Genomic DNA, 18,509 nt, shown 5'->3' on the forward strand with positions numbered 1-18,509 from the left:
GTGTGGGCTCAACCTATCTGTTTTCCTTGTTTTTTAGCATCCTGTCAATGCGGTAAGGCAAGGCTTCCAAAAATGCCGTCAGATTGGCCATTTCTGAGATTGTCAATGTCTGGTCGAGACCCGGGGGCATCATGGATGTGGTGTGCGGTTCAATGGATTTTATTTCAGACCTGGCGATTCTTAGACCGGGAGCAGGGCCTACTTCAAGCACGATTACATCGGGAAGCTCTTCTTTGATAATACCTACATAAGCCGTAGTATTGGTCACAACCCTGAATGTTTCATATTCTCTTGCAAAGCTGGCGCTGGGATACACAATGGCCTCAAGCATGTCATGCTTCGAGCGTATTTCCCCAATATTGGTAAGGTCAGGACCGAAGCGCCCTCCTTCCGGACCAACGGAGTGGCATAAATAGCAGGAAGCTTTTCCAAAAAACAGCTTGCGCCCCTCCCCCACATCTCCCCCTTTGAGCTTTGACTCTAGTTGCTTTAAATGGGATAAACGCTCGGAATTTTTTGCGCGGATCCTGGCCATCAAGGGTTCAGAGCGGCTATGCACGGAGGCAGGAAAAGTTTTCAGCAGGCGTTGTAAATCCTGTTCTGAAACATTGTCCAACCGGCCAATACCTGCTTCCATTCCGGTAACCAGTGCATTTCCTACTTGCTCACTGGCGCTGCCTTCGAATACCTGCATTAGTCCGGGCAAAAGGAAAGGATCTGCGTGTGGAATCTGAACCTGGGCGATTCTGAGAAGTTGAAAATCCGTAGGTTCCGTATAACCCAGGACGCGAACCGCCCGCTGTCTTAGCGGAGAATTATTTTCCGGCCCAAGACATTTCATCAGTAAGTCAAACTCATTGTCTGAAAGCTGCGGTAAAGTTATAACCCTCGCACTTAACGCTTTAAGCCTAATATCTGGCGATAGTTTAGGATCGGATATGAGCTGATCTAGATTATTTTTTAAGGCGTTAATCCGCCTCGATTCTATTAGTGCAAAAACACGGGACCGCAGGGAAGGTTCTCTGCTATAAAGTAGCTGACCTATTCCCTTAATCCATGAATCAGGCAGTTCTTTCAGTGCACATTTATCAATAACATCGAGTATCAGCTTTTTGCGTGCTTCCGGCACGCCGGGGTTGCTCAGTTGCTCGGTAATGAAGCTTTGCAACCGCGGCTCTTTAATGAACGTAAACATGATATCCTGCATGGAAGCCATTTCCACATTAGTAATGTCATTCCGGCGAACCGTTTTTTCCAAAAAATCAACAACAAGATCGGTCCATTCGGGATGGTGCGCGGCGACCCAGATACCGGTGTTCCGTACAAGCGAATCCTTACTGGCAAGTGCCGGTGCTATCTGCTCCTTCGTCAGCGGGGAGCCATCCATTTGATCCAGGGCGATCATGGCGGCGGCCCTTACTTTCTGGGACGGGTTCGTCAAAGCAGAAATTACCTGCGACGGCTCTTTGAGTATGATCAGAGCGTGAATGATAGCGTGGTTCAAGACCCTGTCATTTTCTCCACCCGAAGCGTGTAACAATGCTTCAACTGCTTTGGAATCACCGATCTGGCCCAGGGCTGTGGCTGCCTGGCGCCGGACGTGGATGGAATCGCTTTTCACCATTTCGCAAAGCTTTTCAACAGCCTTTTTATCTGTCGCCAGCCCCAAAGCACGGGCAGCAGCTATCCGGACAACTGCACTTTTATCATGCAGGGCATTGCGAACACCGTTTCGTGCATCCTCCGAATTGATTCTTGAAAGTGCGAACAACGCCGCAGCTCTTAGCTCGGCGTCTGCTATTGTTGGCAAAATTTTTAATATTGCTGGTACTGATGCACTCCCTTTCTCAATTAATAAGTTCGCCACCTTATCCCGCACAGCAGGCCTGAAATCTGTCAGGTAGCGCACCAGGTTCTCAGGAGACAAGTTTTCCAGATCGAGGCCCTTGCCATAGGGATCGGATACTTTTGGAGCGCCAATTTTACGGATCCTGTAAATACCGCCCTTCAAATCAGGTTTGGCGACCCTTGAAAGCGGACATCCTTCACTGAACCATCCCCCGGTTACAACCACCAGCATGCTGCCATCGCCATCCTGAAGAACGTCCGTAGGATGTGAATCAGGGAACGAGGATGTTAGAAAGACTTCGTTCGTGGTCTTGAATGTTGAGCCATCCTTTTCAACGATATACCGCATGATCCGCCCGGTATTAAACTCTGCGGTGAATAAATTATCTTGGTAGGTCATGCCCCAAGCCTTGCCCCGGTATCGCATGATACCTGAAGGGGCTACCCGCGCCAGCTTTGTCATGACGGGCATCAGGTCGCCCGTTAATTTCAGTTGATCTTCGGCGATTACCGGATTAGGCTTGGGATAGGTCCCTCCTTCCACCCAATGCATAATGGCGTCGCGTTGCCCGTCCTGCGGGTTTATGAAATAGGTCATTGTGCCAATGGTCTCACCAGAAGGCATAAAAGCCAGTTCGATCGAATTGTCAAACCCTCCACCGGCCAGGGCTTCCAGCCCGGTGCCATCCGGACGGCATCGCCATATCCTGGTAGCTTTTCCGCTCAATATGGTTCCTTCCCTAGTTTTAATATTAAACCCTCTGCGCGCATCGGTAAGATAAAGCCAGCCGTCGGGACCTAAAAATGGCCCGCTTAATGTGGCACCGTTTGAGTGAAAGTTCCAGCCGGAAAGAATGATTTCCTTTTTATCCGAAACACCATCCCCATCGATATCCGTATACCTCGCAAGGTTCGGGGCTTCCGCCACATACAGGCTTCCCTGATAAAACACGCCTCCTTTTGGAAACGGAATGCCGTCGGCGTAAATCGTACCTTTGTCAAACTTCCCATCCTGATCTGTATCTTCCAGCAGCCGTACCTGGTATGAAGGTTTTTTAAGCATTTCTTCCGAGCCCATCGTATTAGGCCCCGTAGACTCAAATACGAACAGCCTGCCGTCCGGGTCAAAACTGGCCAGCATGGGATACGACAGCAGTCCGGTTTCAACTACCTTTTCAATGACGAAACCTTCGGGCACAATCAAGCCTGCTTCTTCGGTGGGCCTTCTGGCAGTGGAATTAATAAAAAGAATTTGGAGTGAAACAAGCGAGATGCGATACAGCCACTTGTAGCACATTTCAATATTTCTGTTCACAGATGTTGAGTTTATTTGCTGCATGTTTATGGAGCTGAAAATTTAATGAAGGACTTCTTTTTTCCGTTTCAAACGGTTATAACCCAAATACCCCTTCATATACTTCTGCAATCTGACTTGCGCTGTCCGCATCGAGAAAGAGTGAAGCATTGGGATGAGCGCGAAGAATAGATGCAGGATACTCACTCGTGATCTCCGGCGCTGTCAGCGTAAGCAACACTGCCCTTGCCTTTCTTACACCCGGAACCATACAAAACGCGTATGTGGCACGGAACAGGGAAGGTACTGTCAGCGTTATCGCTTGTTTCGGTACATCATCAAACGAGGAGAAACATCCATCATTCACCTGCTGTAAGCGGCATTGCACGTCCATATCGACTATTTTGACCAAATCCCTATCAAAAAAATCTGCTACATGCGGATCATTGAATGCAATATGCGTGTTTTCTCCGATGCCGAGACAAACAATATCAGCAGGATATTTTTCGAGGAGCTCAGCATAGCGCTTACATTCCAGTGCGGGGTCAAGCTCACTTCCATTTATCAAGAACGCGTCTCGCAAATTTACCTTGTCGAACAAGTGATTTCGAAGATAAGTACTGAAAAGCTGGGGAGCGTCAGGAGAAAGACCTACATATTCATCCATATGAAAAGCACGAATGCGCGACCAGTCAATGGAGACGTCATTGGCGAGCGCATTAAGGGTTTCATCCTGGGAAGGAGCCGCACCAAAAACCATATTAATACATTCCTTCTCTTCAAGGAGTTGCTTTATAGTCGCCGAGATCCGCAGCGCCGCTGCCGTCCCAAGTGCCCGTCGGTCCGGAAAAATTGTAATGTCGAGAAGTTCTCTTTTTAAGGTCATCATATGCAAAAATGAACTGGTTAAATTACTTTTTTCTGTTGTACGGTTAGGATTTCCAGCTACGTATTCGGTAGCCTCTGAAAGCATAAAAAATAAGATAAATGTAGCACGGCAGAAGGATCACATACGCCGACCGGTGATCGTGTAAATCGGCCAGGTACCCATAAATCAGCGGCATGACGGCCTGCCCGCATAGTCCCATGATCAGAATAGAGGCCCCGAGCTTGGTGAATTTACCGAGATTATCAAGGGCAAGCGGCCAGATACCAGCCCAGATCAGCGAATTTGCAAGTCCAAGCAATACGACCAGCCAAAGAGACACATCGGCATGATAGCCAAGTAAGGTCACATTCGCCCTCGCAAGCAAAATACCGACTGAAAACGAAGTACCCAACAAAGTGCAGAGCCGGAACATGTGGAGCTGGCTGATAAACCGCGGAATCAGGATGATGCCCGCGATATAGCCCACCATGGTAGCAAAGAGCGTGAACGACGGAAATGGACGAGCTTCTGTCAGCGGAATCCCCATTGAGCCGGCGTAACCGATGACGGTATCGATGGCAATCACATGTGTACCGACATGCGTGAAGATGGCAACTGCGCCAAGAATCAGGTGAGGAAACTGCCAGATAGTGGTCTTTCCCGCACCGTCCCGGTAACTCTGAGACGCATCATGATCTGTATCAATTTCCGGTAGCGGCGAAAATTTCACCAGTGCACCCAACGCGACTAAAACGACACCCAGACACGAGTAGGGCAACATAACCCTCCTAACCAGTTGATCGAGGAAAGTATTTCTGTCGCCTGCCGTCAGTTCGCTCAGATGCGCAATGACATCGTTATCTTCTGGTCGCAGCAAAAAGAAAGAGAATACCAGAGGAGCCATTATTCCGGCACCTTTATTACAGATACCCATGATGCTGATCCGTTGCGCCGCACGCTCTTTGGGACCCAGTAAAGTAATATAAGGATTGGCAGCAGATTGCAAAACCGCTAGACCTGTTCCTATCGTGAATAATCCGACAAGGAAAAGACCGTAAGTCCGGGTGTAGGCAGCGGGAAGAAAAATAAACGCGCCGGTCGCCATCGCCAGAAAACCTAACAGCATACCGTTTTTAAAGCCCACTTTTTTCAAAAGAAATGAAGCCGGTACTGACATAACGAAGTAAGAAATATAAAACGCGAATGCAACCAGGTAGGATTGGAAGTTCGTGAGTTCACACGCGATCTTGAAGTACGGGATCAGGATAGCATTGATCCACGTTACAAAGCCGAATACAAAGAACAGGCTCCCGATTACAAAAATGGAACGGGTTATCTGTGATTTCGTCAATGCTGCTAATGGAATGCTCTGCATAAAATATCGCTTACAAGAACCGGAAATGTCGATCCGCAGGGACTACGGACCACTATTGTGTTATCATCTGGGCGGAAAGGCTAAACTAAACTGACAGTTCCCAGCCAGGCTCATACTGCCGCGCCCAGAGCTTTTTGCCGTTGGTACTATTGAGGATATGACCGTTCTTGGGATCGGTGAGTAACATGTCACCTGTCCGCCAGGCAATGTTGCCGAGCTGACAAAGTAATGTGCTGATGTGCCCGTTCGGAATATCCGCGTTCAGAGGCGCGCCCGTTTTGATGGCCTCGAAAAAGTTTTGGAAATGTATAGAATCCAGGTTCTGCGAAGGATTTGTAGGGTCGAGCAGGTTCATATTACTATCTTCCTTAATCTCTTTAATCGCTTTACCCTTAACATCGAAAATGGTATAGCCATTTCCATTGATGGTAAGCGAACCGTCCTCACCATAAAAAGTAACACCAACCCCAATATCGTCCACGCCATGACCATTGCAGCTTCTGGCCTCCCAAACTATGCTGCTTTTATTGTCAAACTCCCAGGTGATTATCTGCGTGTCGGGTGTTTCCCAATCGTCCTTATAACGGTAGCGACCGCCGGCCGATGTCACGCGTACAGGGTATGAAACGCCCATCCCCCAGCGGAGCATATCCAGCATATGTACTCCGTTCCCGACAGCCTCTCCGGTACCCCAGTGCCAGAACCAATGCCAGTTATAGTGCACCAGATTGTCGCGGTATGGCCTGCGGGGAACCGGGCCCTGCCAGAGATCATAATTGAGCCAGGAAGGTACCGCTGCCTCTTTCCCCTTTCCGATGTCCTGACGGGTATTGGCATACCAACCCTTTCCAAAGTAAACGCGGCCAATCACACCGGCATGAAGTTCCTGAATCGCCTTGATAATATTGGGCCAGGATCGTCTTTGATTGCCCATTTGTATTACTCCTTTGTATTTTTTGGAAGCCTGAACCAGCAGCTCCCCTTCGTTAGGATCATAGCTGCATGGTTTTTCGACATAAACGTGTTTGCCCGCTTTCAGTGCCATTATGGAGGCTTGCGCATGCCAAAAGTCAGGTGCGGCGATCACCAGCGCATCCATCTGCTTATCTTCCAGCGATTTTCTAAAATCAGGGGTATCGGCAGGTTTTACTTCCTGTATTTTATTTACTTCTTCAATCGACCGGGCCGCTGCCCTTGTATCAACATCCGAAATATGAATGACGCGGCTGTTGGGCTGGCCGGCAAAATTCTTTGCGAGCGCCCTCCCACGGTTGTTAACCCCCATAATACCAACATTTACCCTTTCATTGGCACCGATAATATTTCCATAGCTTCTGGGACTGAATTGTGGTAAAATCCCTCCGATAGATAGCGCAGCCGAACCGGCTATGCTGTTCTTGATGAACGTCCTGCGAGTACTTTTGTTCGTATTCATATTTTCCCGATTCATTTTTCGATTATTCATCAATGACTGTTGTAAGTGCAGGCACATTCTTTTCGAAACCCGCATATCCCGCATTCTGATTGATCACGCCCCTGCTATTGCCGCTGATGGCGCTGGAAGGTACCGGCCAGAGCACGTGATAGGCACTCATCGTGTAGGGATTCCCATAACGCGTTACCGCCCCTTTGTTGTAGAACTCCGTCTTCTCCATGATCCGGTCATACCAGAAGTTTTTCTCCGAAAAATTAGCCAGAGAGTATGTTTTGCCGTTATAGGCAGTTTTACCTGTCATGGCCAGAATATAGGCAATGCGCGTCAGTTCTACTTTCCGGTGCTCTTCGTAATACAGCTCCCGCGCTCTCTCGTCCAAAATGGTACCGATATTGACCTGAGCGGCATTAAGTGCTTTGGCATTTGCCCGCAGCCTGACCTGGTTTAAATCTTCCGCTGCCAGCGTGAGCTCTCCTTTCCAGAAACGAGCTTCTGCACGCAAAAGAAAGGTTTCTGCAACCCTGAATACATACCAGTCCGTTCTTCCGCCAAATGCCGGTGTACGGTCGAGGTCGGGAATAAAAAGTTTGTACTGAGGCCACTCGTACCAATTCCGAATGGTATCACTGCATAACAAAACGCCAGCACTGCTAAACATCTGAATCGGCTTTCCGTAATAGGGATCCCCAATCGTTTTCAGGTTGGGATGATTGTATACCAGGTCTTGGATCCGCATCCAGTTGCCCGGCGCGTGACGATAGTCATCTTTTTCACCGCTACCCCAAATCGTATGTGTGGTATACCAGGTGGATCTTGCCTTTCCGACTCCCCGTCCGTTAGATGTTACCTGATCTATTTCGATACCTGCCTTATCCAATGTGCCCCTGTTTCCATTTGGCGTCAGGATACCATTCCACCATAAGGGTACCGCATTGTACATCAGGTCGCTACCATTACTGCCCGTGTAGTTTCCGGCCACGTTGCGGCGATCGATGACAAGCATGATGCCCTCCTGGTTTTCCGGTAAAGCTTTGTTCTCAGGACGGTGCAGATCCCAGGTTATGTTTTTAGCAGCATTATTCTTGTCAATACCAAAGCGCGTGGTCATCAAACTATATTTTCCGCCGTCGATCACCTTACTGGCAGATGCAATGGCGTCGTCAAATAAGCCCAGCGCGAGGTTCACCTTTGTCAATAAGTGGCTAACAGCAGCTTTGGTCACCGTTCCCTTGTCAACATCGTCTTTTACCCATTCCTCCGCGAATTCAAGGTCCTCTTTCATCTTTTTCAGGATCACTTCCCTCTTGGTCGAATAGTAATCCAGTTTGGTATCTGTCCTTTCTTTCAGTTCGAGCGGCACATCGCCGAACTCGTGGCAAAGTCCATAATACCGGTAAGCACGATGAAAATAGGCAGTCCCCAGGATCGCGTTTCTTTCTGCTTCCGATGCATACTTGGGTTGATCAATGCGGCTGATGACCGTGTTGGCGTAGCGGATTCCTTCATAATATTTTTGCCAAAACCATCCTATCCGCGTTGTCGCCGAATTGTTTAGGTCTGCGTCCGGTGTGATTTGCAAATTCAGGTTTTGCGACGGTTTGGCGGCATCGGTGGTACCTTCCACTGCCACTTCCGAGAAGACCAGCTGTGTGGTAATCGGAGAGCCAGTACCCAGCCACTCTTCTCTTAGCAGGCTTTCGCAGGACACCAGGCCCGCCCGCAAAGCCTCGGCGTCTGAAAATGTAGTTTCGGGCGAAAAGAAGGATAGCGGTTTGGGCTGGAGAAAGTCGGTGCTGCATCCGGCCATCAGGATTAGCCCGGTAGCCCAGGTCGAAATGAGAATGTATCTTTTCATAGTCATTGATTAAAAAACCGGGTTTTGAATGTTGCAGGCAATTGGCCCGCTCAGTTTTGTTGTAAAAAAGCCAGTGCAATAATTACAATGTCAAGGTCAGGCCCAGCGTCGCAATCCTGGGCGTCGGGGCACTGCTTTCGGGATCCCAAAAATTCCAGTTCCGTCCGTAAACTGCAGCGTTTCTCATACTAAAATAGGCTTTGGCATTTTTGAGGGCCAGTTTCCCGGCCCAGGCAGCCGGAAGATTGTAGGCAACGGATATATTTTCAAGCCGGATGAACGACTTATCACGGTAAACACTATACGAAGCACTTCCGTCACTTGAAGAAAGGCGCGCGTAATCATTGATCGCATTCGCCGGGGTCCAGTATGGCTGCGAATAGGCATTGACCCTGTCCATATAGCCATTCTGGTTTTTAGCAGTGTTGAATGCACCCTTGTGGCCCCAGTAGGAATACATCATGAAAGACACGTCGAACCGCTTCAGCAATCGAAACTCATTCCGGAAGGTCCATCTCAACCGCGGTTGGGTGTATCCCAGAAACTGCCTGTCCGCGTCTGTATATTTTCCATCCTCGTTCACATCCTGTAATTTGAAATCGCCTGGCTTGACCCCATATTTTTTGGCAAGTTCCGCTTCGCTTTCCTGATACACTCCCAGTACTTTGATATCCCAGATCACATCCAGTGGCTGACCGATAAACCATTTATTGGTAATATCGTTGGGTTCGCGGGTGCCTGTCACGTTGCCCTGTGCGTCCAGGATATTTTCCTTGTCTCCATACAGGCTCACGATTTTGTTGCGGTTTACGGAGACATTCAGGGTGGAATTCCAGGAGAAAAGCGGCCTGTTAATATTCACGGAAGTCAGATTCAATTCAATTCCCCTGTTTTGCAATTCGCCCAGATTGTCCCACACCGATTTAAAGCCGGTAACATCGGGCAGAGACCGCTGCACCAGCAAATTCGTGCTTGACATGGTATAGGCTTCCATGCTTCCGCTGATCCTGTTTCGGAACATGTTAAAGTCAAAGCCGAAATTGAGTGAAGACTTTTTTTCCCATTGCAGGTTATCATTACTCATGCGGTTCACATAAAGCATGGAAACCTGATTGAGCGTGCCTGTGGGAGATACATGGAGATATTTTCCGGTCACAAGATCTGAAATCGCTACATAGCGCCCGATATCCCGGTTGCCATTCAAACCATAAGACAATCTCAGTTTCAGATAATCAAGCCAGGGAGAACCAAAGAACTTTTCATCGCTCACAACCCAACCCAAAGCCGCAGCGGGGAAAGTAGCTCTCGGGTTCTTCTGGCCAAAAGCAGAATAGCCATCGCGCCGGAGTGAAAGCGTAAGCATATACCTACTTTTGAATGAATAGAATACGCGCGCCATCAAAGCGTCCGCCGTTCCATATTCGTCATTACTGGTGACAATAGGGTTGCCGCCTCCTCCAATGTTATGGTAGCCCAGCAGATCGCTCGGATCAAAATCGTTGTTCTCGATCTTGTCCTGCCAGCTTTGGTACTTTTCCATATTTGCCAGGAGCGTGACATCCAGTTCGTGCGACTTGAAAGTTTTTTTCCATTTGATAAGGTTGTCGATCTGCCAGTTATAGATATCCATCTGCTCTCTCTGCGCATAACCGCCGGCCTGCGCCCACTGCGGGCTTTTGGCAGATTGGTGATTGAAATAACGGTAACCTTCCAGTCGGGGAGAAAAGTTAGTCTGAAAAGTAATGCCGAAAGGCAGAGAAATCACAGAATAGAGTGTACTGATTAGCGTGTTATTGGCACTAAAACGATTGGTATAGGTCCGCGCCAACCCGGGGTTCAGCGCAATCTGATCATCCTGGGGGCTAAGCCTCAGGTTCCCTTTATCATCAAATTCAGAACCCCAGGGAGACGCATTTACCATGTAGTTCCAGGTAACGGGCACATAACCGTCGTCGCGGTTACTGAACTGGGTATTGATCCCTACTTTAAGAAATTTCGCGATACGGGCATCCAGGTTTAGCCGCGACCGGAAAGTCCGGTACTTATCACCGACCACTATGCCCTCATTATCCAGGTAACCTAGCGATACATAGTAAGAAATGTCGTCGTTTTTCCCGGATATACTAACCGTGTAGTCTTTCTGAACCCCTTTTTGAAATACCTTTTTGTACCAGTCGATGGAACGCCCGGCGCCGTAGTTATCAATTTCTACCTGGTTCAGGTTCAGGCGGTTTAGCCAAGCAGTCGTCGGATCTCCCGTAGAACCGTCCAATGCCAGCCATTCATCCACCGACATAGAAGCGGGCAGGGATGCCGGATTGGTATATTTGAGCGGGTTTTGATTTGCATTCATGCTACGCTGGACATCCGCACGGAAAGCGAGAAAATCGTTGGCGTTATACAGCCTTTGGTGATTGGCAAGTGTCGTTATTCCGGTATTGACATTGAATGTGATCAGCGCCTTCCCGCTTTGCCCGCTTTTGGTAGTAATCAGGATCACCCCGTTTGCGGCCTTGGCACCGTACACAGCAGCCGAACTGGCATCTTTCAACACGTCAATAGTCTGAATATCATTTGGGTTGATATCGAGTAGCTGCCCGTAATAAATAATACCGTCCAAAACGATCAACGGGTCTCCGTTTGCATTCAATGTATTGTTTCCACGAACCTGCAACGAGCTTGCAGGCTTGGCAGAAGTAGAATAGCCGACATTAAGTCCGGCAGCATTGCCTCTCAGAATATCCTGAACGGAGGCTGGGTTCTCATTTTCAAGCCTGGCAGCGCTGATCTGGGATATAGCTCCGGTAAGGTCGCGTTTCTTCTGCGTGCCATAACCAACCACGACGATCTCTTCCAGCGTTTTATCGGCATCCTGCAAGATAATTTCAAGGCGTGTCTGGGCTTTTAGTTCGATTTCCCTGGTCTGAAAACCAACGAAGGAAAAAACCAGCCAATGTTCGGCATCTTCTAATTTCAACGTAAATGCGCCGTTTTCATCGGTACTGGTTCCCTGGGTCGTACCTTTTACCATCACATTTACCCCGGTCAGGGCCTGACCATTTGCGTCCGTTACTTTCCCGGTCAACGTAATTTCAGCATCTACAGCAGGCTGGCCGGCCGCTGAGGACACATTCCTCCCGGCGATCAGAGACTTTGTTGCAGCCGACGCCTGGTTTTGTAAGATGAGGATCTTCCTGTCCTCTACGACATAATTGAACTTTGTCAGCTTGAAAATTTCGTCCAGTATGAATCTAAGCGGTTTGCGGCTGGCCGTAAAGGTCACCAGTGACCCGCTTTTAACCACTTCCCCTCCGTACATGAACCGAAATCCCGTTTTGCCGGCTAGCTCCTCCAGTACTGCTTTTAAAGGAACGGCCTGAAATTTCACAGAGATCTCCCGGTCCAGAATTTCCTGTTCACCCACTGGCTGTGCATCTGGCGAGAATGCGGTGACGGTCAGGAGCAAAAATAGCACAGCAAGCCACTTCATAGTCGTTGCCACTGCAAAGACCGTTTTGACTGATAGATTTAAATACATAGATTTACCTGTGTTAGTTGTTACATACAAACTCAGCGGCTTCTCTGGCCATTGTCAGTTTAAAATCAGTTAACTGGTGCCCCTTTCTTGTTTGGCGATGAGGAGGGGCATTTTTTGGTTCCGGCTACCTCCCGCAGCCTTTACCAGTGACGGTTAGGGTTTCATTTTGCTTTTTGAGGGTTAAATTGTTGACACGACAAACGTTTTCTAAAAATGCGACCGGATCGTCGCCAGCCTTCATTTCCCCGTAAAATACACAGTTGGCAAGATCACCTGTTGCGACGATCTGGTAAGGGGCTATTTTTTGTATGTCTCTGATTATATCTGCCAATCCAGTCCCTGCATAGCGAATATGCCCTTCACGTCGCCGTAGCAATTCATTCGCGTCGGGATACTCCCGCAGGCTAATTTTTTGAGAATCTGACTGAAACAGGGCTTGCTGAAAGGGTAATAGATTTAAGTCCCCGGAAGGTATGCTCTCGGCAGCCACAGAAACCTTTCCTGTCAGGACCGTAACCGTAGCTGACCGTTCGGCCTGATAGGCATTTATGTTAAATGAGGTGCCAAGCACACGGGTCGTTAAAGAGCCGGATTGTATCGTAAATGGACGTTTTGTATCCTTAATTACCTCAAAAAAGGCCTCACCATTCAATCTGACAGAGCGCTTACCTCCGGTGAATTCCTGCGGGTATTCGAAAGTACTCTGTGGTGCCAGCCAGATGCCGGTCCCGTCGGGCAAGACAAGTTTCTTTCGCTGATATCCGGTTGTGACCTTGCTCCATTGGACTTCATTTCCAAAAGGATCCAGCATCGTGAGAAGCGTCCAGGCCACACCGATCACCAATAAAATACTGGCTGCGTATTTAAATAATCGGGGAAGAAGCATTTTGCGGGGAGCTGCAGCAAGTTCCACTTCCCTGCCTAAACGCCTGTCGATCCTGTCGTAAATGGCATCCAGATGCGGATGCTCCGGCAGGTCGGTTAGCTGATCGGCTTCCTGTGCGCCCCTCATTGCTTCCTCAATCAATTTTCGTAACTCCTGCTCATCCGCCACCTCAAAATGATGAAAAAGCCGGCCTAATTCTGCCGGCATCAATGTGCCGTCCAGAAAGCTGGGGAACAGGTCGTGTATGCTTTTGGAACTTTTCAAAATGCTCTTTTTCTCCCTATATGCACAGCGTTTAAAAAGACACTACTCGTGTTGTAAAAAAATTTGAAAAAATTTAAACAAAAATAGATAACAGGCTGAAAATGGAATCTTTATGCTGACTGAGGTACAAGCGCACACTGGCATTCGCTTTGATCAGATGATTGCTTACGGTGGAAGGAGAAATGCCCAAAATAATTGCAGCTTCTTCATAGCTCTGTCCCTGTAATTTGCAGAGATTGAACACTTGCCGCCGTTTTGGCGGAAGCTGCTGTATGGCTTTTTGAACCAGATTTTGCTTTTCACGGGAAAAGATAGCCTCTTCGAAGGCGACGAGTTCTTCTTTCATGTACCAATCAGATACCTGCTGTTGTAATCGCTTGTCCCGCGCCAATTCGCGGTAAAACTGGAAGACGAGATTTTCGGCTACTTTATATAGCCAAGGTTTTATTGATAGCTCCGGGTCAATGGTCTGACGCTTTTCCCACAATTTCACAAAAGTTTCCTGCAACAAATCTTCCGCGACAGGCCCGGCTTTGGTCAATCTCAAAAGTCTTTTCAGCAAAGCATCAGCATACTTGTCATAAATATTCCGGAACGCCAGGTGATCACCTTCGCGAAGGCGCTCAATCAATAATTTCTCCTGTGTATTATCGTCTGAGAAATTCATATTGTCCGGATTACATTAGTGTGTTAAATTCCTGCTCTGCTGGGAAGTACTGATAAAGTTAAAAAAGATACCACCTACATTCCTCATACTCAATACATATTATTCCCGCAGCCGGGTGGACAACATATTGCTGAGCATGCAGGGCCTTTTCTCATCGCTATGCAGGCTGCGGAATTATTGTGCTTCCCTGATAGCGCACTTTGATGGTATTCGTTATTTGTTGATTTTTGCGGCACCACCTAACCCAGCCTCAATGAGTGAGAAGATAGTGCTCTTAGCTGATGATGACAGCGACGACCGTTATTTCATAAAGCAAGCCATCATATCCTCCGGCCTGAGCATAAAATTAATAGAAGCCGAAAACGGTGCAGAACTGATCGCCTTGCTCAGCCATTCAACGCTCGCTATTTCGCTTATTATCCTCGACATGAACATGCCCAAAATGAACGGCCTGGAAACTATTTCGGAAATAAAAGCCATGCAGCGAATTGCGTCCGTGCCCGTAGTGATGATTTCTACATCCCCGAGCCAGGATCTTCTAGATAAGGCGTATAAGGCTGGCGTTCAAAGTTTTATGCCCAAACCCAACACTTTCGAGGAATTTATTGACCTGATAAACTTTCTGAATAAGCAGTTTCTATCCTGACTGTTCCTATTGGCCCCCAAAGTTTGTATCCGGAAACGTGGGCATGATATTTTTATCCAAACCTTTAACTAAAAAATGTACGGAACAGCATTGACATTATTTTCAAGATGAGTATCGAATCCTCCAATTCAAAACATACGCTCACAGTTCTTCAAAAATCCCCAACAGGGATCCGTGGTTTAGATGAAATCACGGCGGGCGGCTTACCCAGCGGCAGACCTACCCTGATATGCGGAGCGGCAGGCTCGGGAAAGACGCTTTTTTCAATGGAATTTCTTGTTCACGGCGCTAAGCTTTACAACGAGCCCGGTGTTTTCGTGGCATTTGAAGAAAAGTCGGAAGAACTAACTGTAAATGTCGCATCGCTCGGCTACGACCTTCAGCAATTACAGGCAGACAAACTGATCAAGCTCGACCACGTACACATCGAACGAAGTGAAATTGAAGAAACAGGTGAGTATAATCTCGATGGGCTTTTTATCCGATTAGGCTACGCAATCGATAGCATAGGTGCGAAACGTGTGGTTTTAGACACTATTGAAAGTCTTTTTTCAGGTCTTAACAATCAGGCAATCCTTCGTGCGGAGTTACGCCGGTTGTTCGAGTGGCTGAAAGAAAAAGGCGTTACGGCGATTATCACAGGTGAAAAAGGAGAAGCTTCTTTGACACGCCAGGGACTCGAGGAATACGTTTCTGATTGTGTAATCCTGCTTGACCATCGTGTAGAAAACAAGATTTCGACGCGTATCCTCCGTATTATTAAATACAGGGGTTCAGTTCACGGAACAAATGAATATCCATTCCTGATCGACGAAGAAGGTATTTCAGTGCTGCCGGTTACTTCTCTCGGGCTTAACAATCCAGTCTCCTCGGAAAGGATCTCTTCCGGAATTCCGGCCCTGGATAAAATGCTCGGCGGTGAAGGTTTTTTCAAAGGCAGCAGCATATTGGTGTCGGGTACTGCGGGAACGGGTAAAACCAGCATTGCAGGCAGCTTCATTAATGAGGCCTGCAAAAATGGGCAGCGATGCATTTATTTCGCTTTCGAAGAATCTCCGCAGCAAATAGTCCGTAATATGCGCTCGATCAATATCGATCTTCAAAAGCATTTGGATAGTGGGGTACTGCTGTTCAGCGCTTCCCGGCCTACCCTGAACGGACTTGAAATGCACCTGCTTGCGATGACTAAACTCATCGACAAGTTCCAACCGGCGGCGGTGGTGCTGGACCCCATCACTAATCTGATCACAGTAGGCTCTGCCAGTGAGGTAAAAAGTCTGCTTACCCGGTTAATCGATTATTTGCAGGCTGCCGAAGTCACCGTTCTGTTTACTGCCCTAGCATACAATGAAAATAAAACCGAGCAGTCCGATGAAGGTATTTCTTCACTTGTGGACGCCTGGCTACTCGTGCGTGACATTGAGTTCAACGGGGAACGCAACCGGGGTTTATATGTAATGAAGTCACGAGGCATGAAGCATTCAAACCAGGTACGCGAGTTTGTCATATCTGACCAGGGACTCAAACTGGTGGATGTGTTCCTGGGCCCCGAGGGCGTATTGACAGGCTCGGCGCGGGAAACACAACAGCTTCTTGAAAAAACAACCGTAGCATTGCGCGACCACGCAGTATCCAGAAAAGATCGCGAGATAGAACGCAAAAGGTTTGTCCTCGAATCAAAAATTGCCTCCCTGAAAGAAGAGTTCGAATCCTTACAGGAAGATCTGAACAAAAGCTATATAGAAGAGGAGCTGAAAAAAAACATCATGGAAGACAACCGGCAAGAAATTACCCGCAAGCGTGACGACTAGCCTAACTCCTTCATTACCAATCGATATGGAAGTACAAAAGGAAGAATTATGGGAGCTCAGGCTCTATGTTGCGGGAAAAACAGCCCGCTCGGTGACTGCTCTTACCAATCTGAAAAGATATTGTGAAGAACACCTCAAGGATAAGTACGTGATAGAGGTCATTGACCTGCTTGTTCAACCGCAATTAGCGGAAGGCGATCAGATCCTGGCAATACCAACGCTGGTAAAAAAGGTACCGGAACCAATACGCAAAATTATTGGAGACCTGTCAAATGAGGAAAAAGTGCTGGTAGGACTTAATATCCGCCCAGCCGCTAAAATCGAATGAGCGAGTCGTCACAACAGTTTCTCGAAGCGGAAAGCGAAGCGGCCAACCATTACAGGCTCCGGTTGTTCATTACCGGTGCGTCAGCCAATTCGGTCCGCGCGGTTATTAATTTGAAAGAAATTTGTGAACGATACATCAGGGATCAATATACACTGGAAATCGTAGATGTACATCAGCAAAGATCAATTGCTGAAAAAGAACAGCTTATCGCGCTACCGTTACTGGTGAAGATAAGTCCGCTTCCAGAAAGAAGGCTCATAGGAGATATGTCGGACACGGCGAAAGTTTTGAAAGGGCTCGGAATTCCCCAATAATGAGATGAGTATAGTGAAGACTTACGATGAACTGATCAGAGAGAACCAGGAGCTTACAATGCGGCTGGAAGAAGCCACAGACACCATCACGGCCATTCGGACGGGCCAGGTGGATGCTTTGGTGGTCAATGACGGGGACCAGGGACTTCAGCTATACACGCTCAAAACGGCCGATCAGACCTACCGCGTTTTTATCGAGAAGATGAATGAGGGAGCCGTCACTTTGAATGAAGAAGGCATTATCCTGTATTCCAATTCCATGTTCGCAACCATGGTGGACGCGCCGCTTTCAAAGGTAGTAGGCTCCCCGTTTGAGAATTTTGTAGCCGAAAGCGCAACCGCTGCCTATAAGCACTTATTCAACGATGGCTGGAAACAAGACTCGAAAACGGAGCTGGCTATCAAAAAAAATAACATACTCATTCCCTGCCAATTGTCTGTCAACACCTTGCAGTTGGATGAAGGCCCGTCGCTAAGTATTATCGTCACCGATCTTACCTTTCAAAAAAACGTTCAGCATCTGCTCAAAGAAAATAACAGGCGGCTGGAAGAAATAAACGGAGAACTTGAAGCAAGTAATTACGACCTGCAGCAATTCGCGTCTGTCGCTTCTCACGATCTTCAGGAGCCGTTGCGAAAAATACTTATATTTTCTACAATGCTCAAAAACAAGCATGAGGCCGAATTGCCGGTCGAAAGCCAGAAGCATTTGGAAAAGATCATTACCTCTTCACACCGAATGCGGACGATGATTTCTGATATTCTTAATTATTCCCGGCTGTCTACCGAAGCAGGTAATTTTGAGCAGGTCAATCTGAAAGAGATAATTAATGAAGTTCTCGAAGATTATGAAATACTCGTGAACGAAAAGAACGTTAAGGTCAAAATCGACGAATTCCCGCTCATTGAAGCCAACCGCGCACAGATCAAACAGGTGTTTCAGAATCTGATCAGTAATTCCATCAAGTTTTCAAAACAGGACAAGCCACCGGTAATAGAAATTGCATGGGAAGCCAATCATGAATTACAGACAGCATCTGCTGATCACAACGCAGTTTGCAATATCGTCATTTCTGACAATGGAATCGGCTTTGACAAGGCCTATCAGGAAAGGATATTCTCTTTGTTCGAAAGATTGAATACCAAGGAAAAATACGAAGGCTCCGGTATCGGCCTCGCGATCACCAAGAAAATCCTGGATAAACATAATGGCACTATTTCCGTGGAAAGTAAAGAAGGTGAAGGCGCACGGTTTACGATCTGCCTGCCTGTTCGTCAGGAGAGGCGTACTTCACCAGAGATCAGCTTCTGATCGTTAAAGCAAAAAATTTTGAGGTAAAATGTAATGCATAGTTGACATTAAGAAACGTTTAGATTACA

The 18,509-nt window shown here is 47.7% G+C and carries 13 protein-coding genes; 5 read left to right on the forward strand and 8 right to left on the reverse strand.

Annotation, left to right across the window (positions count from 1 at the left end; all coding sequences use genetic code 11):
* Positions 1-13 precede the first annotated feature (13 nt).
* The 8 genes from FXO21_RS26325 to FXO21_RS26360 form a co-directional block, all read right to left on the reverse strand.
* Complete coding sequence (locus FXO21_RS26325) at positions 14-3,163, reverse strand: PVC-type heme-binding CxxCH protein (RefSeq protein WP_192579331.1); 3,150 nt, start codon at positions 3,161-3,163, stop codon at positions 14-16.
* Positions 3,164-3,239: 76 nt separating this feature from the next.
* Positions 3,240-4,115: a 6-phosphogluconolactonase gene (locus FXO21_RS26330; protein WP_225865878.1), complete on the reverse strand. Its 876-nt coding sequence runs from the start codon at positions 4,113-4,115 to the stop codon at positions 3,240-3,242.
* Positions 4,075-5,385 (reverse strand): sugar MFS transporter, encoded by a 1,311-nt coding sequence (locus FXO21_RS26335; protein ID WP_149642884.1) that lies wholly within the window; start codon positions 5,383-5,385, stop codon positions 4,075-4,077. Before FXO21_RS26335 ends, FXO21_RS26330 begins: the two co-directional genes overlap by 41 nt.
* Before the next feature lie 85 nt (positions 5,386-5,470).
* Complete coding sequence (locus FXO21_RS26340; RefSeq protein ID WP_149642885.1) at positions 5,471-6,820, reverse strand: Gfo/Idh/MocA family protein; 1,350 nt, start codon at positions 6,818-6,820, stop codon at positions 5,471-5,473.
* 22 nt (positions 6,821-6,842) lie between these two features.
* A complete protein-coding gene (locus FXO21_RS26345; protein WP_149642886.1) occupies positions 6,843-8,675 on the reverse strand; it encodes a RagB/SusD family nutrient uptake outer membrane protein in 1,833 nt (610 codons plus the stop codon).
* 82 nt (positions 8,676-8,757) lie between these two features.
* Complete coding sequence (locus FXO21_RS26350) at positions 8,758-12,213, reverse strand: SusC/RagA family TonB-linked outer membrane protein (protein WP_225865879.1); 3,456 nt, start codon at positions 12,211-12,213, stop codon at positions 8,758-8,760.
* Between the two features lie 124 nt (positions 12,214-12,337).
* The gene (locus tag FXO21_RS26355; protein ID WP_149642887.1) at positions 12,338-13,363 is read right to left on the reverse strand and encodes a FecR family protein; all 1,026 of its coding nucleotides are present in this window, start codon (positions 13,361-13,363) and stop codon (positions 12,338-12,340) included.
* A gap of 73 nt (positions 13,364-13,436) precedes the next feature.
* The gene (locus FXO21_RS26360; protein WP_149642888.1) at positions 13,437-14,030 is read right to left on the reverse strand and encodes an RNA polymerase sigma factor; all 594 of its coding nucleotides are present in this window, start codon (positions 14,028-14,030) and stop codon (positions 13,437-13,439) included.
* Positions 14,031-14,283: 253 nt separating this feature from the next.
* On the opposite strand from FXO21_RS26360, the gene FXO21_RS26365 reads away from it, so the two are divergent.
* The 5 genes from FXO21_RS26365 to FXO21_RS26385 all read left to right on the forward strand — a co-directional run bounded on the left by FXO21_RS26365 (position 14,284) and on the right by FXO21_RS26385 (position 18,441).
* Positions 14,284-14,676: a response regulator gene (locus FXO21_RS26365; protein WP_192579332.1), complete on the forward strand. Its 393-nt coding sequence runs from the start codon at positions 14,284-14,286 to the stop codon at positions 14,674-14,676.
* A 107-nt stretch (positions 14,677-14,783) separates the two neighbouring features.
* Positions 14,784-16,487 carry a circadian clock protein KaiC gene (gene kaiC, locus FXO21_RS26370; protein WP_149642890.1) on the forward strand — a complete coding sequence of 568 codons (1,704 nt, stop codon included), beginning with the start codon at positions 14,784-14,786 and terminating at the stop codon, positions 16,485-16,487.
* A 25-nt stretch (positions 16,488-16,512) separates the two neighbouring features.
* Complete coding sequence (locus FXO21_RS26375) at positions 16,513-16,815, forward strand: circadian clock KaiB family protein (protein ID WP_149642891.1); 303 nt, start codon at positions 16,513-16,515, stop codon at positions 16,813-16,815.
* Positions 16,812-17,129, forward strand: coding sequence for a circadian clock KaiB family protein (locus FXO21_RS26380; RefSeq protein ID WP_149642892.1), 318 nt, complete (start codon positions 16,812-16,814; stop codon positions 17,127-17,129). Before FXO21_RS26375 ends, FXO21_RS26380 begins: the two co-directional genes overlap by 4 nt.
* 4 nt (positions 17,130-17,133) lie before the next feature.
* On the forward strand, positions 17,134-18,441 hold the full coding sequence (locus tag FXO21_RS26385; protein ID WP_149642893.1) for a sensor histidine kinase: 1,308 nt from the start codon (positions 17,134-17,136) through the stop codon (positions 18,439-18,441).
* Positions 18,442-18,509 lie beyond the last annotated feature (68 nt).

It is taken from the genome of Dyadobacter sp. UC 10, assembly GCF_008369915.1.
Classification (GTDB): Bacteria; Bacteroidota; Bacteroidia; order Cytophagales; family Spirosomataceae; genus Dyadobacter.

Bases quoted from the DNA above. Each gene is read 5' to 3' on its own strand.
- FXO21_RS26340 (WP_149642885.1), bottom strand. From the start codon at position 6,820: ATGAATACGAACAAAAGTACTCGCAGGACGTTCATCAAGAACAGCATA.
- FXO21_RS26330 (WP_225865878.1), bottom strand. From the start codon at position 4,115: ATGCTTTCAGAGGCTACCGAATACGTAGCTGGAAATCCTAACCGTACA.
- kaiC (WP_149642890.1), top strand. From the start codon at position 14,784: ATGAGTATCGAATCCTCCAATTCAAAACATACGCTCACAGTTCTTCAA.
- FXO21_RS26345 (WP_149642886.1), bottom strand. From the start codon at position 8,675: ATGAAAAGATACATTCTCATTTCGACCTGGGCTACCGGGCTAATCCTG.
- FXO21_RS26350 (WP_225865879.1), bottom strand. From the start codon at position 12,213: ATGTATTTAAATCTATCAGTCAAAACGGTCTTTGCAGTGGCAACGACT.
- FXO21_RS26380 (WP_149642892.1), top strand. From the start codon at position 16,812: ATGAGCGAGTCGTCACAACAGTTTCTCGAAGCGGAAAGCGAAGCGGCC.
- FXO21_RS26335 (WP_149642884.1), bottom strand. From the start codon at position 5,385: ATGCAGAGCATTCCATTAGCAGCATTGACGAAATCACAGATAACCCGT.
- FXO21_RS26375 (WP_149642891.1), top strand. From the start codon at position 16,513: ATGGAAGTACAAAAGGAAGAATTATGGGAGCTCAGGCTCTATGTTGCG.
- FXO21_RS26365 (WP_192579332.1), top strand. From the start codon at position 14,284: ATGAGTGAGAAGATAGTGCTCTTAGCTGATGATGACAGCGACGACCGT.
- FXO21_RS26385 (WP_149642893.1), top strand. From the start codon at position 17,134: ATGAGTATAGTGAAGACTTACGATGAACTGATCAGAGAGAACCAGGAG.
- FXO21_RS26360 (WP_149642888.1), bottom strand. From the start codon at position 14,030: ATGAATTTCTCAGACGATAATACACAGGAGAAATTATTGATTGAGCGC.